This window comes from Alsobacter soli (assembly GCF_003004785.1).
Taxonomy (GTDB): Bacteria; Pseudomonadota; Alphaproteobacteria; order Rhizobiales; family Beijerinckiaceae; genus Alsobacter; species Alsobacter soli.
Map to the genome: position 1 here is coordinate 55,509 of NZ_PVZS01000020.1, position 20,082 is coordinate 75,590.

The window sequence follows — 20,082 nt, forward strand, 5'->3', positions numbered from 1 at the left end:
TGTCCAGTTCCAGCCTTGCCCTTTGGCATAGGAGCACCCGGAAATTCCGCGGAAAAGAAAATTCCCGTGGTCGGGGTGTTTTTGTCGAGAGCGCGTGAGCAAGGCTGGACGTCGACGACGATCGCCGCGTTTTCCCCTACCCGGGTCGCCGCGGGCTTCGCGATGGGGCGGGACCCCCACCCCATCCCCCTCCGTGAGCGCTGGGCAGGTCGCGAGGGCCCGGAGGAGGGTCCCGCGGCCTGCCCGTTGGGGCTGGCGTTGGGGCAGAGCGTGCGGTGAGCGCTGAAACCCTTGCTACGCCTCGAATGTGGGCGGACGGGTGATCCGCTAATCCCTTCCACCGTCGACAAACTCGTCCTCGTCGCGGTTGGCCTGGAGCTCGATGACAGGCGCAACCCGGCCGGTGGCGCGGTCCGGGTTGACGTTGATCTCGATGACGTAGCCTGCGCTGCGCTCGCGGGCCGTCCCGGCGCCCACATCGGCCGCCATGGCCTCGAGCTCCTTGACCGCGTTCACCCGGGCATTGGCGTTGGCCGAGTTGTCCCGCACGTCCACGAGAGCTTGCAGGTTGCGGATGCGCTCGCCTGCCAGCAGGGCCCGCCGTTCGGCCTCCAGGTGCTGCATCACGGCCGGGATCCGCATGGCCTCGCGGGCGCTCCACATACTCATTCCGACATGCTGGGCAGCCTCAGCCAGCGGCAGGGCCTTCCAGATCAGGGCCTCGACCAGCGCCTCGCGCTTCTCGTTCAAGCGCCCATTCTCGTAGCGCTTCAGGGCCTTCCGCGGCCTGCCGCCGACGCGCTTCTCACTCATCGCTCGACCCCTTCAGCATGCGGACCTTGGCCCAGCGCTTGTCCACGGTCGCGGTGGCAAGCTCGCGCCGCTGCTTGTGGGTCAGCCTTCCTGCGTTGCGCTGCATGCGCTCCTGCAGCTCACGACGGCGGTTCGTGGCGCGCTGCGCGACTGTCACCGTGATGGGCGGCACCGGCCGCGCAATCACCGCGAGCCGCAGCCCGAGAGCCGCCAGGATCAACGGCAGAGACTGGCGCCCGAGCACCTTCGCCACCTGGGCCCTCGGGTCGCATTCCAGCTTGCCCGTGTAGCCCATGGCCCACCCGGTCGCCTCGTCTAAGTCCATTTGAGAGAGGCCGAGCGCCTCGCGCCTTTCGCGCATGGCCCCGAGTAACTCGTCGTAGTCGTCGACTACGGCCAGGAGGTCGCCCTCGGTCTGGACCGTCCAATCCGTCGTGTCGGTTGCCCCTGCGTCCATCTCAGCCCCCGTTCATGTTCTGTACGCGCCCCGGAAAATGGGTCACGGCCTCGACCCTAGTCACGCCCGCCCGGCGCCGCTCCGCCCGCTGCCGAAAACGCTGCGGGCCAATTGCGCGTATGAGGCACCACAATCAGCCCTCAAACCCCTTGTCCCGCTTGGCTTTCAGTTCCCTCGGCCCGTTGCAAAAAGACCCCAACCTGTGAGTGACGCATCGGTCCCGAATGACGCATTGTGACGTCACTTCCCCTATCCCCTTCATTCGCGTGCGTGCGCGTGTGCGAGAAAATGGAAAAAAGCGTCATTACGCGTCATTGCGTCATAGAGCGTCATCGCTGCCCCAAGCCTGACCGGGCTTCAGCCGGATCCCTTGCAGCATGCGCGCAGTAGAGGATCGCTTGTACGTGAACTTCCGCTGCAGCAGCTTCGCAGTGAGGCTTTTCTTGGTCCCGGGCTCTTCACCCGCCGACCGTGCGTAGGCGACCCAGGACTGGTAAAGCGCTGAAGTCGCCTCGAACTTGAACTCATTGCCGGGCTCGGCGTCGCACGCCTCCTCAAGCCAACTCTGCAGGATGTCCTGCTGCTCGAAATAGTCGGCGGTGGCGTCCTTCACGACGTTCGGGCGCACGAGCCCGTGCGCTTGCCAGTCCAGGCAGCCTTCGATCATCCAGCGCAGGATGCCGGGCCGCTCAGCGCGTAGCTTCTCCTCGAGGTGCGGGTCCGGGTTCTCAGGCTTGAACTCAAAGGGGAGCAGGTTGAAGCGCCGCTTCGCAGCGTCATCGACATTCCGCAGAACCGGGCGGTGATTGCCGATGATGTGGAGCTTGAACGTCGGCGTGAACTCGAAGAAGTCGCCCCGCATGAACCTCGCGGCGATGCGATCCCCGCCGGTCAGGGACTTTATTCGGGCCTCGGCCCAGGCCCGGCCCTCTTCCGTCTCCGATGCAGTGACGAACCGCGCTCCGCGGAGCATGGCCAACTCGGTCGGATGACGGTCGCCATGGCTCAGCGTGAACACTTCCATGGGTGCCGTGACCGCGTAATCGCCCAGGATGCTCGACACCAAATTGGCGAACACGCTTTTCCCGTTTCGGCCGGGGCCATGAGCGAAGGACAGAGCGTGCTCGCTGGTGTCGCCAGTCAGGCAGTAGCCAGTCCACTGCTTCAGGAAACGAGCGTAGGCGCGATCCCCGCGGGTCACATCCGAGATGAACCGCTCCCACGTCGGTCGGGCGCTCGGCGCCACCGCTGCAAGCTTGGTGATCCGATCGGCCGGATCCGCTGATTTGAGGCGGCCCGTCTTCAAGTCGATTGTGCCGTCTGGCGTGCCCAGAAGCCATGGATCAGCGTCCCAGGCCTCCGAAGTCACCGCCACCCTTCGATCCGCGGCGGCGAAGATTTCGACCGCTTTGGCGAAGCGAACCGAACTCACCTTGCCGGCGCTGCGAGGGTCGCCATCTGCGGCGACATCACGGATGTAGGAGCGCACCAAGTCGAAAGCCTGCCGAGTCTGATCCAGGCCCCAGCGGCTTCCGTCCCATACGTACCAGGCTGCCCGAGTGTGATCGAAGCGCAGCTGGTCGCAATGCCGCCCTATAAAACGCAGCGCGAGATCATCTTCGCTGTGCTCGACAACGCGAGGCGGCCCAGAGTTGGCCTGCAGAAGAGCCGTGATGTCGCGGAGCGTCATTCCCGGGCCCTCGGCTTCTCGTCGAGCAAGATCTTCGGGGTGATGCTGATTGCGTCCAGCAACCGCCGGCCGAGCTTCTTGTCGTCGACGAGCAGTGAGCCTTCGTCCCTGAGAAGCGGGCCGGCACGCTCCCAATCTACGACGAGCACGCCGCGGCGGCCTGCCCGGAGCCAGTCTAGGGCGCTTGCGTGGACACGAAGGCCGCCCTCCAAACGAGGCGCCACAAGCTCATCCTCGCCGGCCACTATTGCGCGCGCTGACCACGAGAGAAGTTCGTCCGACTTGGGATCCCAGGCCACCACATCGCAGGGCTCGCCGTAACGGTCGGTCCCGACGAACGTGTAGGCCCGGAGCGACTTTTGGTCGGGCGAGTAGCGGCTGAATTCGAACATCCCGGCGCATTCGCGAACGACCTCGTCAATTCGCAGCATGGACCAGCGTCCGTATCCGTCGCGAAGGATTGCGCCAGGTGGGACACCCCTTTTGATCAGGAAGTCGATTTCTGGCTGGCGGAGCAGACGCCCTCGGCACTGCTCTTCCTCGATTTCCCGCGCCGTTTCAGAGGCCTCGGTGCGGTGCGTGAGGGCCGCGCGAGTGGCAGTTACAAGGTCGACCCGGCACAGGGATCCAACCTCGGCTCCGCCCGCATCGCGCTGGCCCGCGACGCGGGCGGCAGCGTTCTGGGGGTGCATCTGATTTCCTTTTCCGTGCGCCCCGCGGAACTGGCCTTCCGCGCGTGTGCTTGTGCGTGCGTGTAGCGGTGCCCCTTCGTCTGTTAGGCGGCGTGCTCGCGAGCGGGCGGGAGATCCTGCACTAGCTTCTGCAGGTCCTCCTCCAACACGATAACAACCTTCGGGCCGAACTTCCGAGCAGGCAGTTTGCCCGCCTTGATGAGGCGGTACAAAGTAGCCCGACTAAACGGGCCCCTTTCAACCGCCTGCGGAATGGTATGGGCCACCCGCCTATTCATCGGAATACCTCCGTTGATGGACTGTGTCTCCATCAAGAGCCATCGCTATCACGATGGCAAGAGGCCTTTTTCTGTTCCGTTGAAAGGTTTCGCGATAATCCGTCTCATGCTCTATTGGGTGCCCTGCCCTCTAAATCATTGATCCTGAATCACAATTTCGGGCTGCTTCGGACGAGTTCGACGGACAGAACGCTAAGTATCTGAAATCGTTAGATGCTGTTCACAGGAACGCGCTCGCATTTTTTTGTGAGCACTGCCCCAAAAGCAACGCGCCCCGGGCTTGTGGGCCCGAGGCGCGGTCTCGAATCGGCTGCGGATCAAGCGAGATTGGCGCTCCCCAGATAGCGGGTGACCGTCGAAGACTTGATGTCGTGGATCTCGGCGAGGGTGCTAGCGCATGCCCTCATGCTGCGGTCGATGCTGCGCAGCAGTTGCCCCCGACGCCAGTCCGGCAGGTCTTCCTCGGTGAGCTCGTGGAGGCTGTCGACAGCGGCGGCCAGCTGCACGAAAGCGCCCTCCCCCGTGGCGGCGCGGCCGAAGCTTAGGCGGCCATACAGGTGTTGAGCAAGATCCCAGGCCTGCTCCTGATCGCGCTCTCTGCGCTCCACGTCGGCCACGTCCACGGCATCTAGCGCCGCATCAAGCTGCGCGTAAATTTCCTCTACGGAAGCGATAGGCGTAATCTCAACCTTAGCCATTGCGATGTCTCCTAGGCTCGCTTTGGTTAGGGTGGCGCCGGCGTTGCAGCCGTCGACGTCACCCGCTATGCCGCCCGACCACTCGGGCGGTGTCTGAGTCAGGCCGAGGCGCCCCGCAAGGGGACTACGTTCTTGACCTGGGTCTGTGCACAGAAATCGGCCCACGCCGCCATCAGCTGGCGACGCTTCTCCAGCGCGTCGCCGCGGCGATAGGCGCGTTCCGTCTCGTCTCGGATGGTGTGGGCCAGGGCCGTCTCGAGGAGTTCGCGGGGAAAGGCGGTGTGGTCGCCGGCCCAATCGCGGAAGCTCGAGCGGAAGCCGTGCACGGTCACATCGTCCACCTTCATCCGGCGGAGCGTCATCTCGAGCGCCATGTTCGACATGCCGCGCCGGCGATCCCGCGGCCCGGGGAAGACGGCCGCGCCCTCAGCGACGAGCCGGACCTTTCGGAGAACCTCCAGGGCCGCCTGAGAAAGAGGCACGGTGTGTCTACGGCCAGACTTCATGCGCCCGGCCGGGACGCTCCAGAGCGACTTCTCCATGTCGATCTCGGACCACTCGGCGCCGAGCACCTCGCCGCTCCGCGCGGCAGTGAGGATTGTGAACTCCAGCGCCAGCGCGGACACGCTGCCGGCTTCGCGGAGCCTCGCCACGAATGCCGGAACCTCGTCGTATGGCATTGCGGCATGATGGCCGCGAGAGAGCTTGGGTCGTTTCGCCAGGAGCTTGTCGAGGTGATGCCGCCATTGCGCGGGGTTGGCCCCGCTCCGGTGACCGTGGGCTGTGGCAGCTGCCAAGACCGCCTCAATACGCCCCCTCACCCGCCGCGCCGTTTCTGGCTTCTCGTTCCAGATCGGCCGCAGCGCTTCGAGCACATGCTCGGTCGCGATCGCGTTAACGGGCATCGGCTGAAGCTTTGCCGCATACGCGTCCAACGTGGCCTCCCACTGGCTGGCGTGCTTTTCGCTCCGCCAACCTGGGCGCAGGCTCTCGATCAGCCCGTCTGCGACTTCTTTGAACGTGGGAATCCGGATCGGCTTTACGGCAGCCTTGGCCTCCTGCTTGGCGCCCAGCGGATCAACGCCCTGAGACAGCAGGCGCCGAGCGTCCTCGGCCTTCCTTCTGGCATCCGCCAATGAGACGCCGGGCCGGTCTCTTCCGGGTGCCGCGCCCAGCCCCATCTCGCGGACTTTCTTGGTGTTGGGGTCTCTGTAGCGAAATACCCAGCGCCGCCCTCCGTCTGCGACGGAGAGGTACAGACCGCCGCCGTCGCTGTGTCGGCCGTATTGGGTGATGGTCTCGACCTGACGCGCTTTGAGCCTGTTCAAAGTCTGGGGCATGGGTCCGTCGAACTCCGCGTGCCCCAACACTGCCCCAACATCTGCCCCAACACAAGGGCCTGATACGGATTGAGATGGACTTAGCGCGATTGAGACACCGATTTTAGGAGCTCTCTCGTTTTCCCCGATACGTCAAGCGTTTGGGTCATTGCGATGGAGCCAGACTGAGACTAGCTGATCACTTAAGTTCGGAAGACACCCCTTCCGCCAGCGGCTTTTATTCCTATTTTCGGCATATAAGCGCACTGAAATCACAGCATAATCTGGCTCCCCTCCCCTCCAGCAAGTCCCCAGCGCCTGCCATTTGAGGGTTAAAACGGGGGTACAGATTGCCGGGTGAGGGTAAAATCCGCCTCCCGGCCCAGCTAAGTGCCTGGCCAGGCACATTCCTCGCCGTGGCTTCGGTTCCCATTTCGTCAGGCGAACTCACGGACGCCGCCCGTTGTTCAAATTCCACCGTTTGCTGTGGGAGGCGTCGTTTGATGGCCTTGAACATTGCCCGGGGGTAAATCATATCCCTCCCCGACACGAAACGCCGAGGGACGGGGCACCGCGGTAGCGTAAACCGAAACGCCCTAGTTGGCATTCTGCACGGCCCGGCAACCGCCCGATTGAGGGCCCCCGTGCAGACGAGAGGGAAGACACATGACTGTGTCGCTCACTTTCGAGGTCAGCCAGCCGAGCGGTGCGTCGTATCGTCTGGGCATGGGGCTCAAGATGCCTCTGACCTTGATGATCGCAGCGCTGTCCCGGCTGTTCTAGTCGGAAGATAAGGAAGGGCTCCCCGAAAGGGGGGCCCTTTCCAATTCTGGGTCCAACGATTTGCCGCACTGTTAGGTGGTTGCAGCCTCATGTCCGAAACACAAAACGACGGTCCAGATGGTTGGAAGTACGACGGAAGCTTGTGGTTTTTAGCTGCCCTCCTTTTGCTAGTCGTTGCCATGTGGGCGGCATGGCCTTTCCTCGCGCAAAAACTCGCGCTCTGGCAGTGGGCAAAATCTGACCCGCCGGACCTAGGACTGTACGGCGATCAGTTCGGCGGAATCAACGCGCTTTTCACGGCGGCAGCACTAGCCGTTCTGTTATGGGCGGGATGGATGCAGCGCGCCGATCTTCAGCATCAGAGAAAGGAATTTGCCGAGCAGCGCCTGGAGACGAGGAACGGGCAAGCCGTTGTAGCCAGACAGGCGTTCGAAGCCACATTCTTCAGAATGCTTGAACTTCAGCGTGGGCTGCACGACAGGATTTCTTTTCTGGGGCGACACGCGGGTGATGCTGTGCTCATGATCTCAAATAAGATAAAACAGAACACGGAATCCCTTTCCCCAACGGATGTGTTCAAGTTCGAGATCGGCCAGCACTTTGAGCATCAGATTTATGTTTATTCCAAGGACAGCTTAGGCCCGTATTTCAGGAGCCTCTATCACCTTTTCAAGCTTATAAACGACACTGAGGCCCTTGAGGAGCAAGATCGTATTCGGTTTGCAAACATCGTTCGATCCCAACTCAGTGATTCTGTGTTGGTTATGATTGCGGCGAACGGTTGCAACGACGAGATGGCATCAGGAATGCGCCCGCTAACAATCAAGTACAGATTGCTAAAGCACATGGAAAGGGAGGGGCTATTTGGGGCACGGGTCGAAAGCTGCTACCCGCCAGAGACTTTCCTGGACAGGTAGCAACTGCTTCGTGAACGGTTCAGCACTGCGCCGCACCGCAGTGGGATGCGGCTGGTCGCGCCGTCTAGCGGTTACCCGGATGCGAACAGGTCGCCAGTTTTCGGCAGGTTGTCGTTCGCCGGCACTGCCTTGGCGATACGCTCCTGCTGCAGCGGCCCATATTCCCGGTTCAGCTCGCAGCCCAGGTACTGGCGGCCATGCTGAAGCGCCACGGCTGCGGTCGTGCCGCTCCCCATGAACGGGTCCAGCACAATGTCGCCGGGGCGGCTGCCGGCCAGGATGCACGGCTCGATCAGCGCCGGCGGGAATGTGGCGAAGTGCGCGCCCTTGTCCGGCCTGGTTGCAATGGTCCAGACGCTGCGCCGGTTGCGCTTATCGGGGCGGCCCACGGCCTTCATGTTGCCGTTGGTTTTGCCAGGGACGCGGGCGCTGCCTTCCTGTTGGTGAAGCGTCGGCTGACCAAGGCGCTCCACCGTGCTTGCGGCCACCGGCTCCATGACAGCCTCGGCGTCGTAGTAGTACCGCTCCGACTTCGACAGCAGGAACAGGTATTCGTGGGCCTTGGTGCAGCGATCCCGCACGCTCTCCGGCATCGGGTTCGGCTTGCTCCAGATGATGTCCTGCCAAAGATACCAGCCGTCTGCGCGGAGGGCGAAGGCAAGCATCCAGGGAATTCCTATGAGTTCTTTGTTCTTGATGCCGTCACCAGAAAAGCGAGCGCTTCTCGCCGCCTTTCCGTGCGCTCTATCTGCCATCTGTCCAGCCTGCGCGCTCTGCCCGCCTGCACTTGCATAGCTGTCCCCGATGTTCAGCCACAGCGTCCCGTCGTCTGCCAGCACGTCGCGCACGCACCGAAACAGCTCCACCATGGCAGCGACGTATTCTTCCGGGGTCTGCTCCAGGCCAAGCTGGCCGTCGTGTCCGTAGTCGCGCAGTCCGAAATAGGGCGGGCTTGTCACGCATGTCTGGGCCCTAACCCCATGCCCTGCCCAACGGCGCATGGTTTCGCGGCAATCTCCAAACTCGATTTTGTTCATAGTCGCAAATTGTCCAATTAATTTACAAAGTGATGCGTATTGTACGGGAGAACTTTTTACTTTGTAAATTGCAATTTGTTAGCCGCGTTACCGCACAGGTGTGATGATTCGTCAATCTGGCAACGGTTTTAGCGATTTTTGTTGCGGGTAAAGCGCGGGGTAAAGCCACAAATCGAACCCAAGGTCCGCTTGCAAGCTCAAGCACTTAACAGCTACAGCTACACAGTCACCCCTTCCGCCAACAATCCGATAGGCGCTCATCCCCGACAGCCGACCTGACCCGCCGCCGCCCCGACCGTCACGTGAGCCACATGCCTCGACGCTGTCGCGTGTTTTCGACAGCTCGTCGCCCGCGGCGCTTCGCCGAGCGGCGGAGGTCAGATCGTCCGGGTGACCTTGCGCAGGTGGGGCGGGTTGTCGGGATCGAGCCCCCGGGCGGCCGCGAGAGCCGCGATCCCGCCATAGAAGGCCCGGGCCTGGACGAGCGGCGCCAGCACGGCCGGCGTATTCGCGGGGAGCGGCAGCAGCTCGCCGGGGCAGTCCGCGCCCCCGAAGCCGGCGTAGCGAACCGCCGCGCCCAGGTCGGCCAGCGTCCGAGCCACCGCGCAGGCGCTCTCGGAGCCTTCGTCGGCCGGGTCGAGCACGAGCGCGGGGAAGCCCGGGCCGGCGAGCGCCATGGGCCCGTGCATCACCTCGGCGGCGCTGAACGCCTCCGCGTGGATGCGGCAGGTCTCCTTGAACTTCAGCGCCATCTCCTGGGCGACCCCGAGCCCCAGGCCGCGGCCGATCACGAACAGGTTGGCGGCGTCCTTCAGGCCGAGCAGCCCGGGCGCCCAGTCGCAGGCGCCGGCCTCGTCCAGCAGGTCCGGGGCGCGCCGGGCCGCAGCCTGCAGGGCGGGATCCTGCGTCCACGCCGCCGCGAGCTGGAGAAAGGCGAAACAGGCCGCCAGGAAGCTCTTGGTCGCCGCCACGCTGCGCTCAGGCCCAGCCTGAAGCGGGATGATCATGTCCGCGAGCCCGGCCAGCTGCGAGGACTCGTCGTTGACCATGGCGACCACCAGGGCGCCGCCGCGCCGGGCGGCCTCCGTCAGCCGAAGCGCGTCGGGGCTGCGGCCGGATTGCGACACTGCCACGTAGAGCGCGCCGGACAGGTCCGGCTCGGAGCCGTACACGGAGGCGAGGCTCGGCCCCAGCGAGGCAACCGGCAGCCTGAGCGTGACCTCGATGAGGTACTTGCCGTAGGTGGCCGCGTGGTCGGATGAGCCGCGCGCGCAGGTGGCGACGAAGGCGGGCCGAGCCTGGCGCAGGCGAGCCGCCAACCGGTCGGTCACCTCCGCGTTGCGCTCCAGCTGGCGCCGGACCACGTCGCCTGCTTCGGCGGCTTCCCGCGTGAGCAGCGCCTCAGGCATCTCGGGCCTCCCGCAGGATCTCGGTCGCGAGCGCCGCCACGATCGTCGGAACAAGCCGAACTGCGGCGCCGCCCATCGCGCGCACCGACAGCGAGCCGGACGCGACGCCCTGGGCCAACGCCTCCGGAGCCGGGCGGTTCATCAGCAAGGCCGCGATATAGCCGGCGTTGAACGCGTCCCCCGCCCCTGTCGTGTCGACGACCGGCCCGCCGTTCGGCGCCGGCAGCGCAAGGACGCCGCTGGCGTCGTGGAGCGTCGCCCCTCGCTCGCCGTCCTTCACCACCACGGTGGGAAACAGGCCCGCCAGCCGGGCGCCAGCTTCACCCAGGTCCTCGCAGCCGGTGATCGCGCGCGCTTCGGCGGCGTTGGGCATGAAGACGTCCGCCCCGGCGCAGCGCGCCAGCAGCTCCGGCGAGCGGATCAGGGCGTCGTCCCAGGAGGGATCCACGGACACGGAGAGCCCCGCCTGCTTGGCGCGCGGCACGAGGTCCGGGATCTCGGCCAGGGTGGCCGCCTCCGCCACATGCAACCAGCGGGCGCGCGGGTCGGCCAGGGCGGCGTCCAGCGTCGCGGGGCGCGCGCCGCCGGCGCGGCGAGACAGAAAAGCCCGCTCGCCCTCGTGGACGACGACCACCGTGAGCTGCGGCCCCGCATCGGGGGCGCGCTCCAGGAAGCGCAGGTCGACGCCACCCTCGGCCAAGGTGGGCGCAATCGCCTCGGCCAGCGGGTCCAGCCCGAGCCGGGCCACCAGCGCGGCAGGTGCGCCCAGCGCCGTCGCGTGCGCGGCCGTGATGAAGGCGCCGCCCCCGGGAGCAAGCGCGAAATCCTCCGCGAACCGTTCTTCGCCCAGCCGCGGCATGGCCGAGACGCCCCGGAAAACGAGGTCGCAATAGACCCGGCCCACGCAGAGCAGCAGCCCCGCGCCGCCATCAGCAGCGGCGGTCATAGAGCGCGCTCGGTCTCGGCGTCGAACAGCTTCAGCGCCGCGGCGTCCGCGCCGAGCCGCACCGCAGTCCCGACCGGCGGGGCCGCCTTGGCGGCCGCGGAGGCGAGCACCAGCTGGTCACCGACTTCCACGTGCACGAAGGTTTCCGAGCCGAGCGGCTCAACCACGGCCACATGGCCCGACAGCAGGAGGTCGGCGGTTTCGCCCGCCTCCAGCACCCGAAGCTGCTGCGGGCGCACGCCCACCAGCACGCGGCCGCCGCTCGGGACTGCCCCGCCCTCCAGGGCCACGCGTCCCCCGGCCAGGGCCAGCCCGCCTCCTTCTGCGGCCGCCGGCAGCACGTTCATGGTGGGCGATCCGATGAAGCGGGCCGTGAACACGTCCGCGGGCCTCTCATAAAGCTCCATGGGGCTGCCGACCTGCAGGATGCGGCCCTCCCGCATCACCACGATGCGGTCCGCCATGGTCATGGCCTCCACCTGGTCGTGGGTGACGTACACGATGGTGGCGCCCAGGCGCTGGTGCAGCCGCTTGATCTCCAGGCGCATCTGGGCGCGCAGCTGCGCATCGAGGTTCGAGAGCGGCTCGTCGAACAGGAAGGCGGCTGGATCGCGCACCATGGCGCGCCCGATGGCGACGCGCTGCCGCTGCCCTCCTGACAGCGCCGAAGGCCGGCGCTCCAGCAGGTCCTCCAGGCCCAGGATGCGGGCCGCCTCCTCGACCTTGGCGCGCTTCTCGGCCTTGCCCAGCTTGGACGTGTAGAGCCCGAACGCGATGTTCTCGCCCACGCTCATGTGCGGGTAGATGGCGTAGTTCTGGAACACCATGGCGATGTTCCGGTCCTTCGGCTCGAGCCGGTTCACCACCCGCCCGCCGATGCGGATCTCGCCGCCGTCGATCTCCTCGAGCCCGGCGATCATGCGCAGCGTGGTGGATTTGCCGCATCCCGAGGGCCCGACGAAGACCACGAATTCGCCGTCCTGCACGTCGAGGTCGATGCCGTGCACCACCTGGGTCGGGCCATAGCGCTTGACGAGGCGCTCGACTGCGATACCGGCCATCACGCCTCTCCCGCCAGGGCGGCGAAGGCCGCCTGCAATTCGTCGCGCGCGGCGCGCTCCCGGCGGGCGACCGCCTCGGCCGCCGCCGTCATGTCCCCCAGCCGGGCCCGGTAACGGGCCAGCGCCGCCGCGAGCGCCTGCGGGCCCGGCCCTCCGAACCGCTCCCGAACCGCCACGAAGCGCTCCGGCGACACCGCTTCGGCGAAGCCTGCGGCGTCCAGCCCGGGCTCCCGGCCAGCGTGGCGCCGGAAGGCGTCCACGAACGGGGCGTAGCCGTCCCGCGGGAGGTCGCCGTCGGCGGCCACCACCGCGCGCGCCACCTCGGCCGCGATCTCGTGGGCCTGGCGGAACGAAAGTCCCTCGCCGCGCACCAGCGTGTCGGCCAGCTCGGTGATGGTGATGCAGGAGCGGCGGATCGTTTCCGCCACGCGCCGGTCGTCGACCTGCAGCGCCGGCAGCAGGGCCGCGAGCAATTCCAGCACGCGCCCGCCGGTCTCGAACGCCTGGTAGCCGGCCTCGTGGGTCTCGCCCTCGGCGTCGTTCATGTCCGTGAAGGGCGTATTGTGGATCACGTCGCGGATCACCCGCGCGCGCCCCATGGCCTGCGACGCGAGGTGGCGCAGGTGCTCGATTGGCACCGGGTTGCGCTTCTGCGGCATGATCGAGGAGATCTGCACGAAGGCGTTGGGGACGTAGATCTGCCCCACCTCGAACGCCGTCCAGAACTGCAGGTCCTGGATCACCCGTCCAAGGTGGAGAAACACAAGCTCGACCGCGCTGAAGGCGCCGGTTACGTAGTCCACCGCCGCGATGCAGCCATAGGAGTTTTCGAGTGGCGCCTTGAAGCCGAGCAGTCGCGCCACCCGGTCGCGATCCAGCGGAAAACCCGACGTGGTGATCGCCGCCGCGCCCATGGGCGACAGGTCCAGGAGCTCCCGCGCCTGGATCAGGCGCTCGTGGTCGCGCAGCATGACCTCGATGGCGGCGCCCAGGTAGTGGCCGAGCGTCGAGGGCTGGGCGGGCTGGCCGTGCGTGTAGGCCACGATCAGCGTCCGCTGCTCGCGCTCGGCGAGGCGCAGCGCCGCATCGATGAGGGCGCGCAGCTGCCCGGCCATGCGGTCGAGGCGCGGCTTCAGGGCGAGCTTGAACAGGGTATGGTCGATGTCGTTGCGCGAGCGGCCGGTGTGCAGGCGTCCGGCCTCGTCCGGGCCGAGGCGCTTGCGGAGCTCCGCCTCGATGGCGAAGAAATAGTCTTCCACCGCGCCCGTGTAGACGAGCTTGGACGGGTCGATCTCCGTATCGATGGCGGCCAGCGCCCGGGCGATCCGGCCGGCGGCGTCGCGCGGCAGGATGCCGGTCTCGGCAAGCATCACCAAGTGCGCCCGGTCAATGGCGCGAAAGCCCTCGACGTGGTGCGCCTTCGCGCCGTCGAAGAGCGGGCGCAGCACCGTCTCCTTGTAGACAGGATCGGGGAATGTCGTCCGGTCGGCGGCGCGGGGGTCTTGCGTCATGGGATCAACCCTTCAGGCCGGCCATGACGACGCCGCGGACGATGTAGCGTTGCAGGGCCAGGAAAACGAGGAGCGTCGGCAGGGTGGCGAGGGCCGCGCCGGTCATGATCAGCTCCCACTGGATCTGCTGCTCCACCGCGAAGCTCGAGAGCCCCACCGGCAGCGTGTACAACTCCTTGCTGGTGGTCACGATCAGCGGCCAGATAAAGGCCGTCCAGTTGCTCAGGAAGGTGAAGATCGCCAGCGCCGACAGCGCAGGCGTGACCAGCGGCATCGCGATGCGCCAGAAGATGGTGAACTCGTTCAGCCCGTCGACGCGCGCGGCTTCCAGGAAGTCGTTGGGCACGGTCTCGAAGAACTGCTTCATCAGAAACGTGCCGAAGGCTGTCATCATGCCGGGGAACATGATGCCCCAGTAGCTGTCCAGCCAGCCGAAGTTGCGGGCCATGACGTACCAGGGGATGACCAGCATCTCGGTCGGCACCATCAGGGTCGACAGGATGGCCAGGAACACGAAGTAGCGGCCGCGGAACTCGAACTTCGCCAGCGTGTAGCCGACGAGGCTGTCGAAGAAGACGTTCGACAGGGTCACGACCGTGGCGACCCCCATCGAGTTGCCGAACCAGCGCAGGAATCGGCCGTCCGACAGCACGGTGACGTAGTTGTCCAACGTCGGGTGGGCCGGAAGAAGCCGCAGGTCATACACCTCCGAGGCGTCCTTGAGGGACGTCGAGAACATGAAGGCGAGCGGCAGCACCATCGCCAGCCCGCCCGCCAGCAGCAGGACCCAGGCGATGGCGCGCCCGAACCCGGCGCGTCCCTGCGCGGCTCCGGCGCTCATCAGCGGTCCCTCAGCAGGCGCAGCTGCACCAGCGAGACGCAGAGCAGCGCCAGGAAGAGCACCACCGTCTGGGCGGCCGCGTAGCCCATGTCGAAGGAGGAGAACGCCGTCTGGTAGATCATGAGGACGAGCGGCTTCGTGGAGTTCAGGGGGCCGCCCGGATCGTTCGTGGTCATGTTGTAGACCTGGTCGAAGATCCGCAGGAAGCCGATGGAGGAGAACACCACCAGGAACACGATGGTGGGGCGCAGCAGCGGGAGCGTGATGCGCGTCAGGATCGTCCAGTTCGAGACTCCGTCGATGCGCGCCGCCTCGTAATAGGTAGTCGGGATCGCCCGCAGGCCAGCCAGGAAGATCACCACCTGGAAGCCGAGCCCGGCCCAGATCGCCGGCGCGAGCACGGACGGGAGCGACTGGGTGGTGGAGCGCAGGAACGGCTGCTGGGGAAAGCCCAGCGCGGCGAGCGCGTCATTGATCAGCCCGATGGGAACGGGCTGGTAGAACCAGCGCCAGACCCACGCCATCGCGGCGGCCGTGGTGAGGAACGGCAGGAAATAGAGCGCCCGGATGAAACCGTGCAGCAGGCGCACGCGGTCCAGGTGATAGGCCACCGTGAACGACAGGAGCAGGCTCACGGGCGTGCCGATCACCAGGTACAGCACGGTGTTGCGGAACACCTGCCAGAACACAGGGTCGGCCAGGAGCCTCCTGAAGTTCGCCAGGCCGATGAAGGCGGGCTTGGACAGGAGGTTCCAGTTGGTGGTCGAAAGGTAGAAGGCTTCCCCTGTCGGGTAGAACCGGATCAGCGCATAGAACAGGATGGGCAGCGCCAGGAACGCCCAGGCCCAGACCACCTGCTTCTGGCGAAGGCCGAGGCCCCGCCAGAGGCCGGTTGACGCAGTCTGGTCGGTCATGCGCGCCGCCCTTCCGTTCACTTGCCCGCGTAGTAGCGATCGAGGATCGCCTGCTCGGCTTTGGCGGCCTCGGCCAGCGCGGCCTTGGCGTCCTGGTTCTGGATCAGCACGCGGTTGGCGAGGTCGAGCGCGACCTGGCGCTGGCCCGCCTCGTCCACGAACACCGTCGCAGTCGAGTAATTCAGGGCTTTCAGGAAGGGCCCATAGATCGGGTGCGAAAGGTTCTTGTCCGTTTCCGCGGCCGCGCGGCGGGCAGGCAGCTCGCCGACGGTGTCGAGCCACACCTGCATGGCCTCCGGCGTGGTCACGAAGGCCATGAACTTCTTGGCGGCCTCCAGCTTCTCGCCCGTCGCCTTGGTGGTGATGGCGTTCACCCAGTAGCTGGCGAAGTTGTAGCGCTTGCCGTCGGGCCCGGCCGGCAGCTCGGCGACGCCCCACTCGAAGCCCTTGATGTTGTTGAAGGCGCCCAGGCGGAAGCTGCCGTCGATGGTCATGGCGGCGCGGCCGGCCCGGAACGCCGCCTGGCCCTCGTCCATGAAGCCGGCCTGGCCGACCTTGTGAACGCGCTGCAGGTCCGCGTACCAGTTCAGGGCCTTGGCCCCGGCCTCGCTGTCGTAGGTCACCTTGCGGTTGTCGTCGCTGTAGGGCGCGCCGCCCATCTGGCGGACGAGCGTCTCGCGCCACCAGTGGTAGTCCTGGCCCGGGAAGTCGAGCGTAATGCCCTCGGACAGCAGGTTGCCCGCGCTATCGCGCTTCACGGTCTTCTTGGCGTCCTCGAGCAGCTCGTCGTTCGTTTGCGGCGGCTTGGCCGGGTCGAGCCCGGCCTCCTGGAACAGCTTCTTGTTGTAGAACAGGGCGAGCGAGCGCACGGCGGTCGGCAGGCCGTAGTACTCGCCGTTGCGCTTCATCGCCGAGACGATCGGGTAGAAGTCCTTCTCGATCTCCTGCGGCGGGAAGGCGTCCTTCGGCAGCGGCTGGATGAACTTGGCGGCCACGAAGTTGTCGAGCCAGCCGTAGAAGAGCTGGACCACGTCCGGGCCCTGCCCGGCCGGCAGGGCCGCCGCGATCTTGGTCTGGTAGTCGGCGTACGGGAAGTTCGTCTGCTTGACCTTGATATTCGGGTTGGCGGCCTCGAAGCGCTTGATCAGCTCGTTCATCGCCTTGATGCGGGCGTCGAACACGTACTGCCAGTATTCGATCTCGACCGGCTGGGCCCTTGCGCCGGAGATCGCTCCGATCGACATGGCCAAGCCAAGCACCATTCCACGAAAGCCGCGCATCGCTCCACTCCCCTCTGGTTCTTTGAAGGCGCCTGCCCTCCCGGCGCTGCAACCCATGCTTGTACGGCGCCCGGGGCCTGTCAACGGATTAATTCAATTGAGTTGGTTTAAGTGACGCGCCACACTGGAGAGCCACGAACGGGACCCGCATGACGCGCCTGCCCTCTCCCCCTGCCCTAGTCGCCCTGGGCGGCAACGCCGAACGCACCCGCAGCCACAATCGCCGGGTGGTGCTCGAAACCGTGCGCCGCCATGGGCCGCTCGGGCGTTCCGATATCGCCGCCCTGACCCAGCTGACGGCGCAGGCGGTTTCCAACATCGTCACCGAGCTGGCCGCGGAGGGGTTCCTCATGGAGCGCGGGCGGCGCCGCACGGCCCGCGGGCAGCCGCCGGTCGACTTCGCCGTGAACCCCGACGGCGGCATGACGGCCGGAATGGAGATCGCCGCCGACCGGATCACCACCGTGCTGGTCGACCTCGCCGGCGACCTCCGGGCGCAGCGCACGGCGGCGCTGAACGACCCTTCCCCGCCAGCGGTCCAGGCCCTGGCGGCCGCCGAGCTCAGGGACGCCCGCGCGGCCGACGGGCTGCCGGGCAGGCTTCTCGGGTGCGGGGTGGTGATGCCAGGCCCCTTCGGGGTCGAGGGCATGAGCTCGGTCGGCGACACCGTGCTGCCCGGATGGGCGGACGTCGACGCGGCGGCGGTCATGACAGAGGCGCTCGGCTGCCCGGTCACGGTGGAGAACGACGCGACGGCCGCCGCCGTGGGCGAGCGTCTCTACGGCGCCGGGCGCGACTGCCTGGACTTCTGCTTCCTCTACTTCGGCGCCGGCCTCGGCCTCGGGATCGTGGTGGAGGGGCGGCCGTACAGGGGCGCGTACGGGAACGCGGGCGAGATCGGGCACATGCGCGTGGTCGCTGGCGGGCGCGCGTGCGCGTGCGGGGGGCGCGGGTGCCTGGAGCGCTACGCGTCCGCGCACGCGCTCGCGGAACGCCTGTGCGACGCGGGCCTGCCCACGACGCCGGACGCGATCGCGCGCCTGCACGAGCAGCGCGACCCCGTGCTCGCGGGCTGGATAACCGAGTCGGCCGGCCTGCTCGGGCCTGTGATCGGGCTGCTGGAGAACCTGTTCGATCCCGCGACCATCGTGCTCGGCGGCGCGCTGCCGGACACCGTCATCGACGCTCTTGTCGAAGCCATGCGGCCGCTGCCCCTCTCGGTTTCTCAACGGGACGGTCGAAAGACGCCGCGCCTGCAGCGTGGGGCAACAGGCAAGCTCACAGCGGCTCTGGGAGCCGCCGCTTTGCCTCTGCTCGACAGGTTCGAGCCTGCAATCTGAGCCAGGATAGACGGCGTCAACCGGCGCCTGCTCTGGGACGCGGTCCTAGGCCTCCTCGCGGCCAACGGTCAGCGCCTCTTTCAAGTCGACTGAGCCGCAACGGGTACCCTACCAGTCAACGGCGTATGCGTAACGCGCAGCACTGCCCAGATTTCAACGAGCGTGCGTTGACTCGGCCCTATTGACGTATACGTTGCTCGCCGAACCGCTCTTCCCCCCAACGGTGAACGATGCCGAACAGCGCCCATAAGAATTCCATCTCCATCGCGGTGATGCCCGGCGACGGCATCGGTCCGGAGGTCATGAAGCCCGCGATCGCTCTGATGGATCGCGCCCTGGAAAGAACGGGCGGGCCGAAGCTCAGCTATGAAGAGCTGGACGCCGGCGCGGAGTGCTATCGCCGCACGGGCACGCCGATGTCCGAAGAAGTCTTCGAGAAGGCCGCGGCGGCCGACGCGATCCTGTTCGGGGCGATGGGTCTGCCGGATGTGCGGCGGCCGGACGGCATCGAGATCGCCCCGCAGCTGGACCTGCGCTTCCGGCTCGAACTGTTCGCCGGCGTGAGGCCGGTGCGCACCATCCCGGGCGCGCCCACGCCGCTGGCCGATCCCCGCGCCAAGAACCTGGATTTCGTGCTGATCCGGGAGTCCACCGAGGGGCTCTTCACGTCCCGCGGCAAGGGCGAGGTCACGCCCGACTACGTGCGGGAGACCTGGGAGATCACGCGGGCCGGCTCCGAGCGGCTCTTCGATTTCGCCCTTCAGCTTGGCCGTCGCCGCAAGGCCAAGGGGAGCCCGGGCTCGGTGGCATGCGTCGACAAGTCCGGCGTATTCCGCGCCTTCGCCTTCTTCCGGCAGATCTTCTTCGAGCGGGCCAAGGCTTTCCCGGACATCGACGCGCGGGCGTTCAATGTCGACGCGACCGCGCTCGATCTTATCCGCCGTCCCTGGATCTTCGACGTGCTGGTCACCGAGAACCAGTTCGGCGACATCCTGTCCGACGCCGGGGCCGCTCTGATGGGGGGCATGGGGATGGCCCCCTCCGCCGACATCGGCCTCACGCACGGTCTGTTCCAGCCGTGCCACGGCACGGCGCCTGACATCGTCGGCATGGGCAAGGCGAACCCGACCGCCATGATCCTGTCGGCGGCCATGATGCTGGACTGGCTGGGCGAGACCAAACAGCTGCCGTCCTGCGGCGCCGCGGCCGACTTGCTCCAGAGGGCGGTCGACGCCGCCTTCGCGCCTGGCGATCTCCGGCCATTCGAACTTGGCGGCGAAGCGGGCACGCAGGCGATCACGGACCGGGTCGCGACGCAGCTCGAAGCGCTCCCCCTGGAAGCATGACCTGAGAACGCCAGCATCCGAGGCGCGACAATGACACCTGCGGCCGGAGCGTGATCGTGACACCGACGGAGCAGCGTCCCGCACGGCGCCCCTCGCTTGTTGAACAAGCGCTTCAGGAGATGCGCCGGCGCATCCTCGAGAACGAATGGCCGGCGAACTTCACCGTGCTCGAGGCCGAGATCGGCCTCGAGCTTGGCATGAGCCGGACGCCCGTGCGCGAAGCGCTGGTGCAACTGGAGGCGCAGGGCCTGGTGGCCCTGCGGCCGCGCCACGGCGTGCAGGTGCTGCCGATCTCCGCCGACGACATGGCGGACATCTATCAGATCATCACCGCGCTGGAGGCCCAGGCCGCGGAGCTGGCCGCCCGCCGTGGCTTGACCGAAGCGGACCTGGCGCAGCTCGAGGAGCCTGCGGCGATCATGGAGCGCGCCCTCGAGAGCGATGACCGCCTCGCCTGGGCCCACGCCGACGAGGATTTCCACCGCACGCTCGTGGCGCTGTCCGGCAACGCCCGGCTCGCGGCGATGATCGCGAGCGTGTCCGACCAGGCCCACCGCGTCCGCATGACCATGATCCACCAGCGCCCCAGGCCGGTCCTGTCCACGCTCGAGCACCGCCTGCTCGTGGACGCCCTGCGCCGGGGAGACGCCGAAGGCGCCCGTGAGCTGCAGCGCATTCACCGGCGCCGTGGCGGCGAAGTCATGATCGGATTTCTTCGGCAAAACGCCGGACAGCTATGAGGACGATGCC

Annotated in this window: 19 protein-coding genes; 4 read left to right on the forward strand and 15 right to left on the reverse strand. The window is 66.7% G+C overall.

Features of this window, described 5'->3' with window-relative positions; all coding sequences use genetic code 11:
• Positions 1-327: 327 nt before the first annotated feature.
• From SLNSH_RS17040 to SLNSH_RS17070, 7 genes are all read right to left on the reverse strand, one after another.
• Positions 328-813 carry a hypothetical protein gene (locus SLNSH_RS17040; protein ID WP_106338215.1) on the reverse strand — a complete coding sequence of 162 codons (486 nt, stop codon included), beginning with the start codon at positions 811-813 and terminating at the stop codon, positions 328-330.
• Complete coding sequence (locus SLNSH_RS17045) at positions 806-1,270, reverse strand: hypothetical protein (RefSeq protein ID WP_106338216.1); 465 nt, start codon at positions 1,268-1,270, stop codon at positions 806-808. Before SLNSH_RS17045 ends, SLNSH_RS17040 begins: the two co-directional genes overlap by 8 nt.
• A gap of 319 nt (positions 1,271-1,589) precedes the next feature.
• Positions 1,590-2,960 (reverse strand): phage/plasmid primase, P4 family, encoded by a 1,371-nt coding sequence (locus SLNSH_RS17050; protein ID WP_106338217.1) that lies wholly within the window; start codon positions 2,958-2,960, stop codon positions 1,590-1,592.
• Entirely contained in the window at positions 2,957-3,652 is a 696-nt protein-coding gene (locus SLNSH_RS17055) for a hypothetical protein (protein ID WP_106338218.1), read from the reverse strand. Before SLNSH_RS17055 ends, SLNSH_RS17050 begins: the two co-directional genes overlap by 4 nt.
• Positions 3,653-3,735: 83 nt before the next feature.
• Positions 3,736-3,963: a helix-turn-helix transcriptional regulator gene (locus tag SLNSH_RS25730; RefSeq protein ID WP_425353017.1), complete on the reverse strand. Its 228-nt coding sequence runs from the start codon at positions 3,961-3,963 to the stop codon at positions 3,736-3,738.
• 284 nt (positions 3,964-4,247) lie between these two features.
• Positions 4,248-4,628 carry a hypothetical protein gene (locus SLNSH_RS17065; protein WP_106338220.1) on the reverse strand — a complete coding sequence of 127 codons (381 nt, stop codon included), beginning with the start codon at positions 4,626-4,628 and terminating at the stop codon, positions 4,248-4,250.
• Between the two features lie 98 nt (positions 4,629-4,726).
• Positions 4,727-5,968: a tyrosine-type recombinase/integrase gene (locus SLNSH_RS17070; RefSeq protein WP_106338221.1), complete on the reverse strand. Its 1,242-nt coding sequence runs from the start codon at positions 5,966-5,968 to the stop codon at positions 4,727-4,729.
• Between the two features lie 851 nt (positions 5,969-6,819).
• Here SLNSH_RS17070 and SLNSH_RS17075 point away from each other — a divergent pair.
• Positions 6,820-7,647, forward strand: coding sequence for a putative phage abortive infection protein (locus SLNSH_RS17075; RefSeq protein WP_106338222.1), 828 nt, complete (start codon positions 6,820-6,822; stop codon positions 7,645-7,647).
• 71 nt (positions 7,648-7,718) lie between these two features.
• Here the strand turns inward: SLNSH_RS17075 and SLNSH_RS17080 are convergent, their stop codons facing one another.
• The 8 genes from SLNSH_RS17080 to SLNSH_RS17115 all read right to left on the reverse strand — a co-directional run bounded on the left by SLNSH_RS17080 (position 7,719) and on the right by SLNSH_RS17115 (position 16,646).
• The gene (locus tag SLNSH_RS17080; protein ID WP_210202528.1) at positions 7,719-8,606 is read right to left on the reverse strand and encodes a DNA-methyltransferase; all 888 of its coding nucleotides are present in this window, start codon (positions 8,604-8,606) and stop codon (positions 7,719-7,721) included.
• 455 nt (positions 8,607-9,061) lie between these two features.
• Complete coding sequence (locus SLNSH_RS17085) at positions 9,062-10,093, reverse strand: SIS domain-containing protein (protein WP_106338224.1); 1,032 nt, start codon at positions 10,091-10,093, stop codon at positions 9,062-9,064.
• Positions 10,086-11,039, reverse strand: a complete 954-nt coding sequence (locus SLNSH_RS17090) for a carbohydrate kinase family protein (protein WP_106338225.1) — start codon at positions 11,037-11,039, stop codon at positions 10,086-10,088. Before SLNSH_RS17090 ends, SLNSH_RS17085 begins: the two co-directional genes overlap by 8 nt.
• Positions 11,036-12,100, reverse strand: coding sequence for an ABC transporter ATP-binding protein (locus SLNSH_RS17095; protein ID WP_106338226.1), 1,065 nt, complete (start codon positions 12,098-12,100; stop codon positions 11,036-11,038). Before SLNSH_RS17095 ends, SLNSH_RS17090 begins: the two co-directional genes overlap by 4 nt.
• Positions 12,100-13,611 carry an argininosuccinate lyase gene (gene argH, locus SLNSH_RS17100; RefSeq protein ID WP_106338227.1) on the reverse strand — a complete coding sequence of 504 codons (1,512 nt, stop codon included), beginning with the start codon at positions 13,609-13,611 and terminating at the stop codon, positions 12,100-12,102. Before argH ends, SLNSH_RS17095 begins: the two co-directional genes overlap by 1 nt.
• Positions 13,612-13,615: 4 nt before the next feature.
• Positions 13,616-14,452: a carbohydrate ABC transporter permease gene (locus SLNSH_RS17105; RefSeq protein WP_106338228.1), complete on the reverse strand. Its 837-nt coding sequence runs from the start codon at positions 14,450-14,452 to the stop codon at positions 13,616-13,618.
• Positions 14,452-15,366, reverse strand: a complete 915-nt coding sequence (locus SLNSH_RS17110; RefSeq protein WP_106338229.1) for a carbohydrate ABC transporter permease — start codon at positions 15,364-15,366, stop codon at positions 14,452-14,454. Before SLNSH_RS17110 ends, SLNSH_RS17105 begins: the two co-directional genes overlap by 1 nt.
• A 17-nt stretch (positions 15,367-15,383) precedes the next feature.
• Positions 15,384-16,646 (reverse strand): sugar ABC transporter substrate-binding protein, encoded by a 1,263-nt coding sequence (locus SLNSH_RS17115; protein WP_106338230.1) that lies wholly within the window; start codon positions 16,644-16,646, stop codon positions 15,384-15,386.
• A gap of 149 nt (positions 16,647-16,795) precedes the next feature.
• Between SLNSH_RS17115 and SLNSH_RS17120 the strand changes: the two genes are divergently transcribed.
• From SLNSH_RS17120 to SLNSH_RS17130, 3 genes are all read left to right on the forward strand, one after another.
• The gene (locus SLNSH_RS17120) at positions 16,796-17,986 is read left to right on the forward strand and encodes an ROK family transcriptional regulator (RefSeq protein WP_106338231.1); all 1,191 of its coding nucleotides are present in this window, start codon (positions 16,796-16,798) and stop codon (positions 17,984-17,986) included.
• A 230-nt stretch (positions 17,987-18,216) separates the two neighbouring features.
• Positions 18,217-19,332: an isocitrate/isopropylmalate dehydrogenase family protein gene (locus tag SLNSH_RS17125; RefSeq protein ID WP_106338232.1), complete on the forward strand. Its 1,116-nt coding sequence runs from the start codon at positions 18,217-18,219 to the stop codon at positions 19,330-19,332.
• 56 nt (positions 19,333-19,388) lie between these two features.
• Positions 19,389-20,072, forward strand: coding sequence for a GntR family transcriptional regulator (locus tag SLNSH_RS17130; RefSeq protein WP_280954482.1), 684 nt, complete (start codon positions 19,389-19,391; stop codon positions 20,070-20,072).
• Positions 20,073-20,082 lie beyond the last annotated feature (10 nt).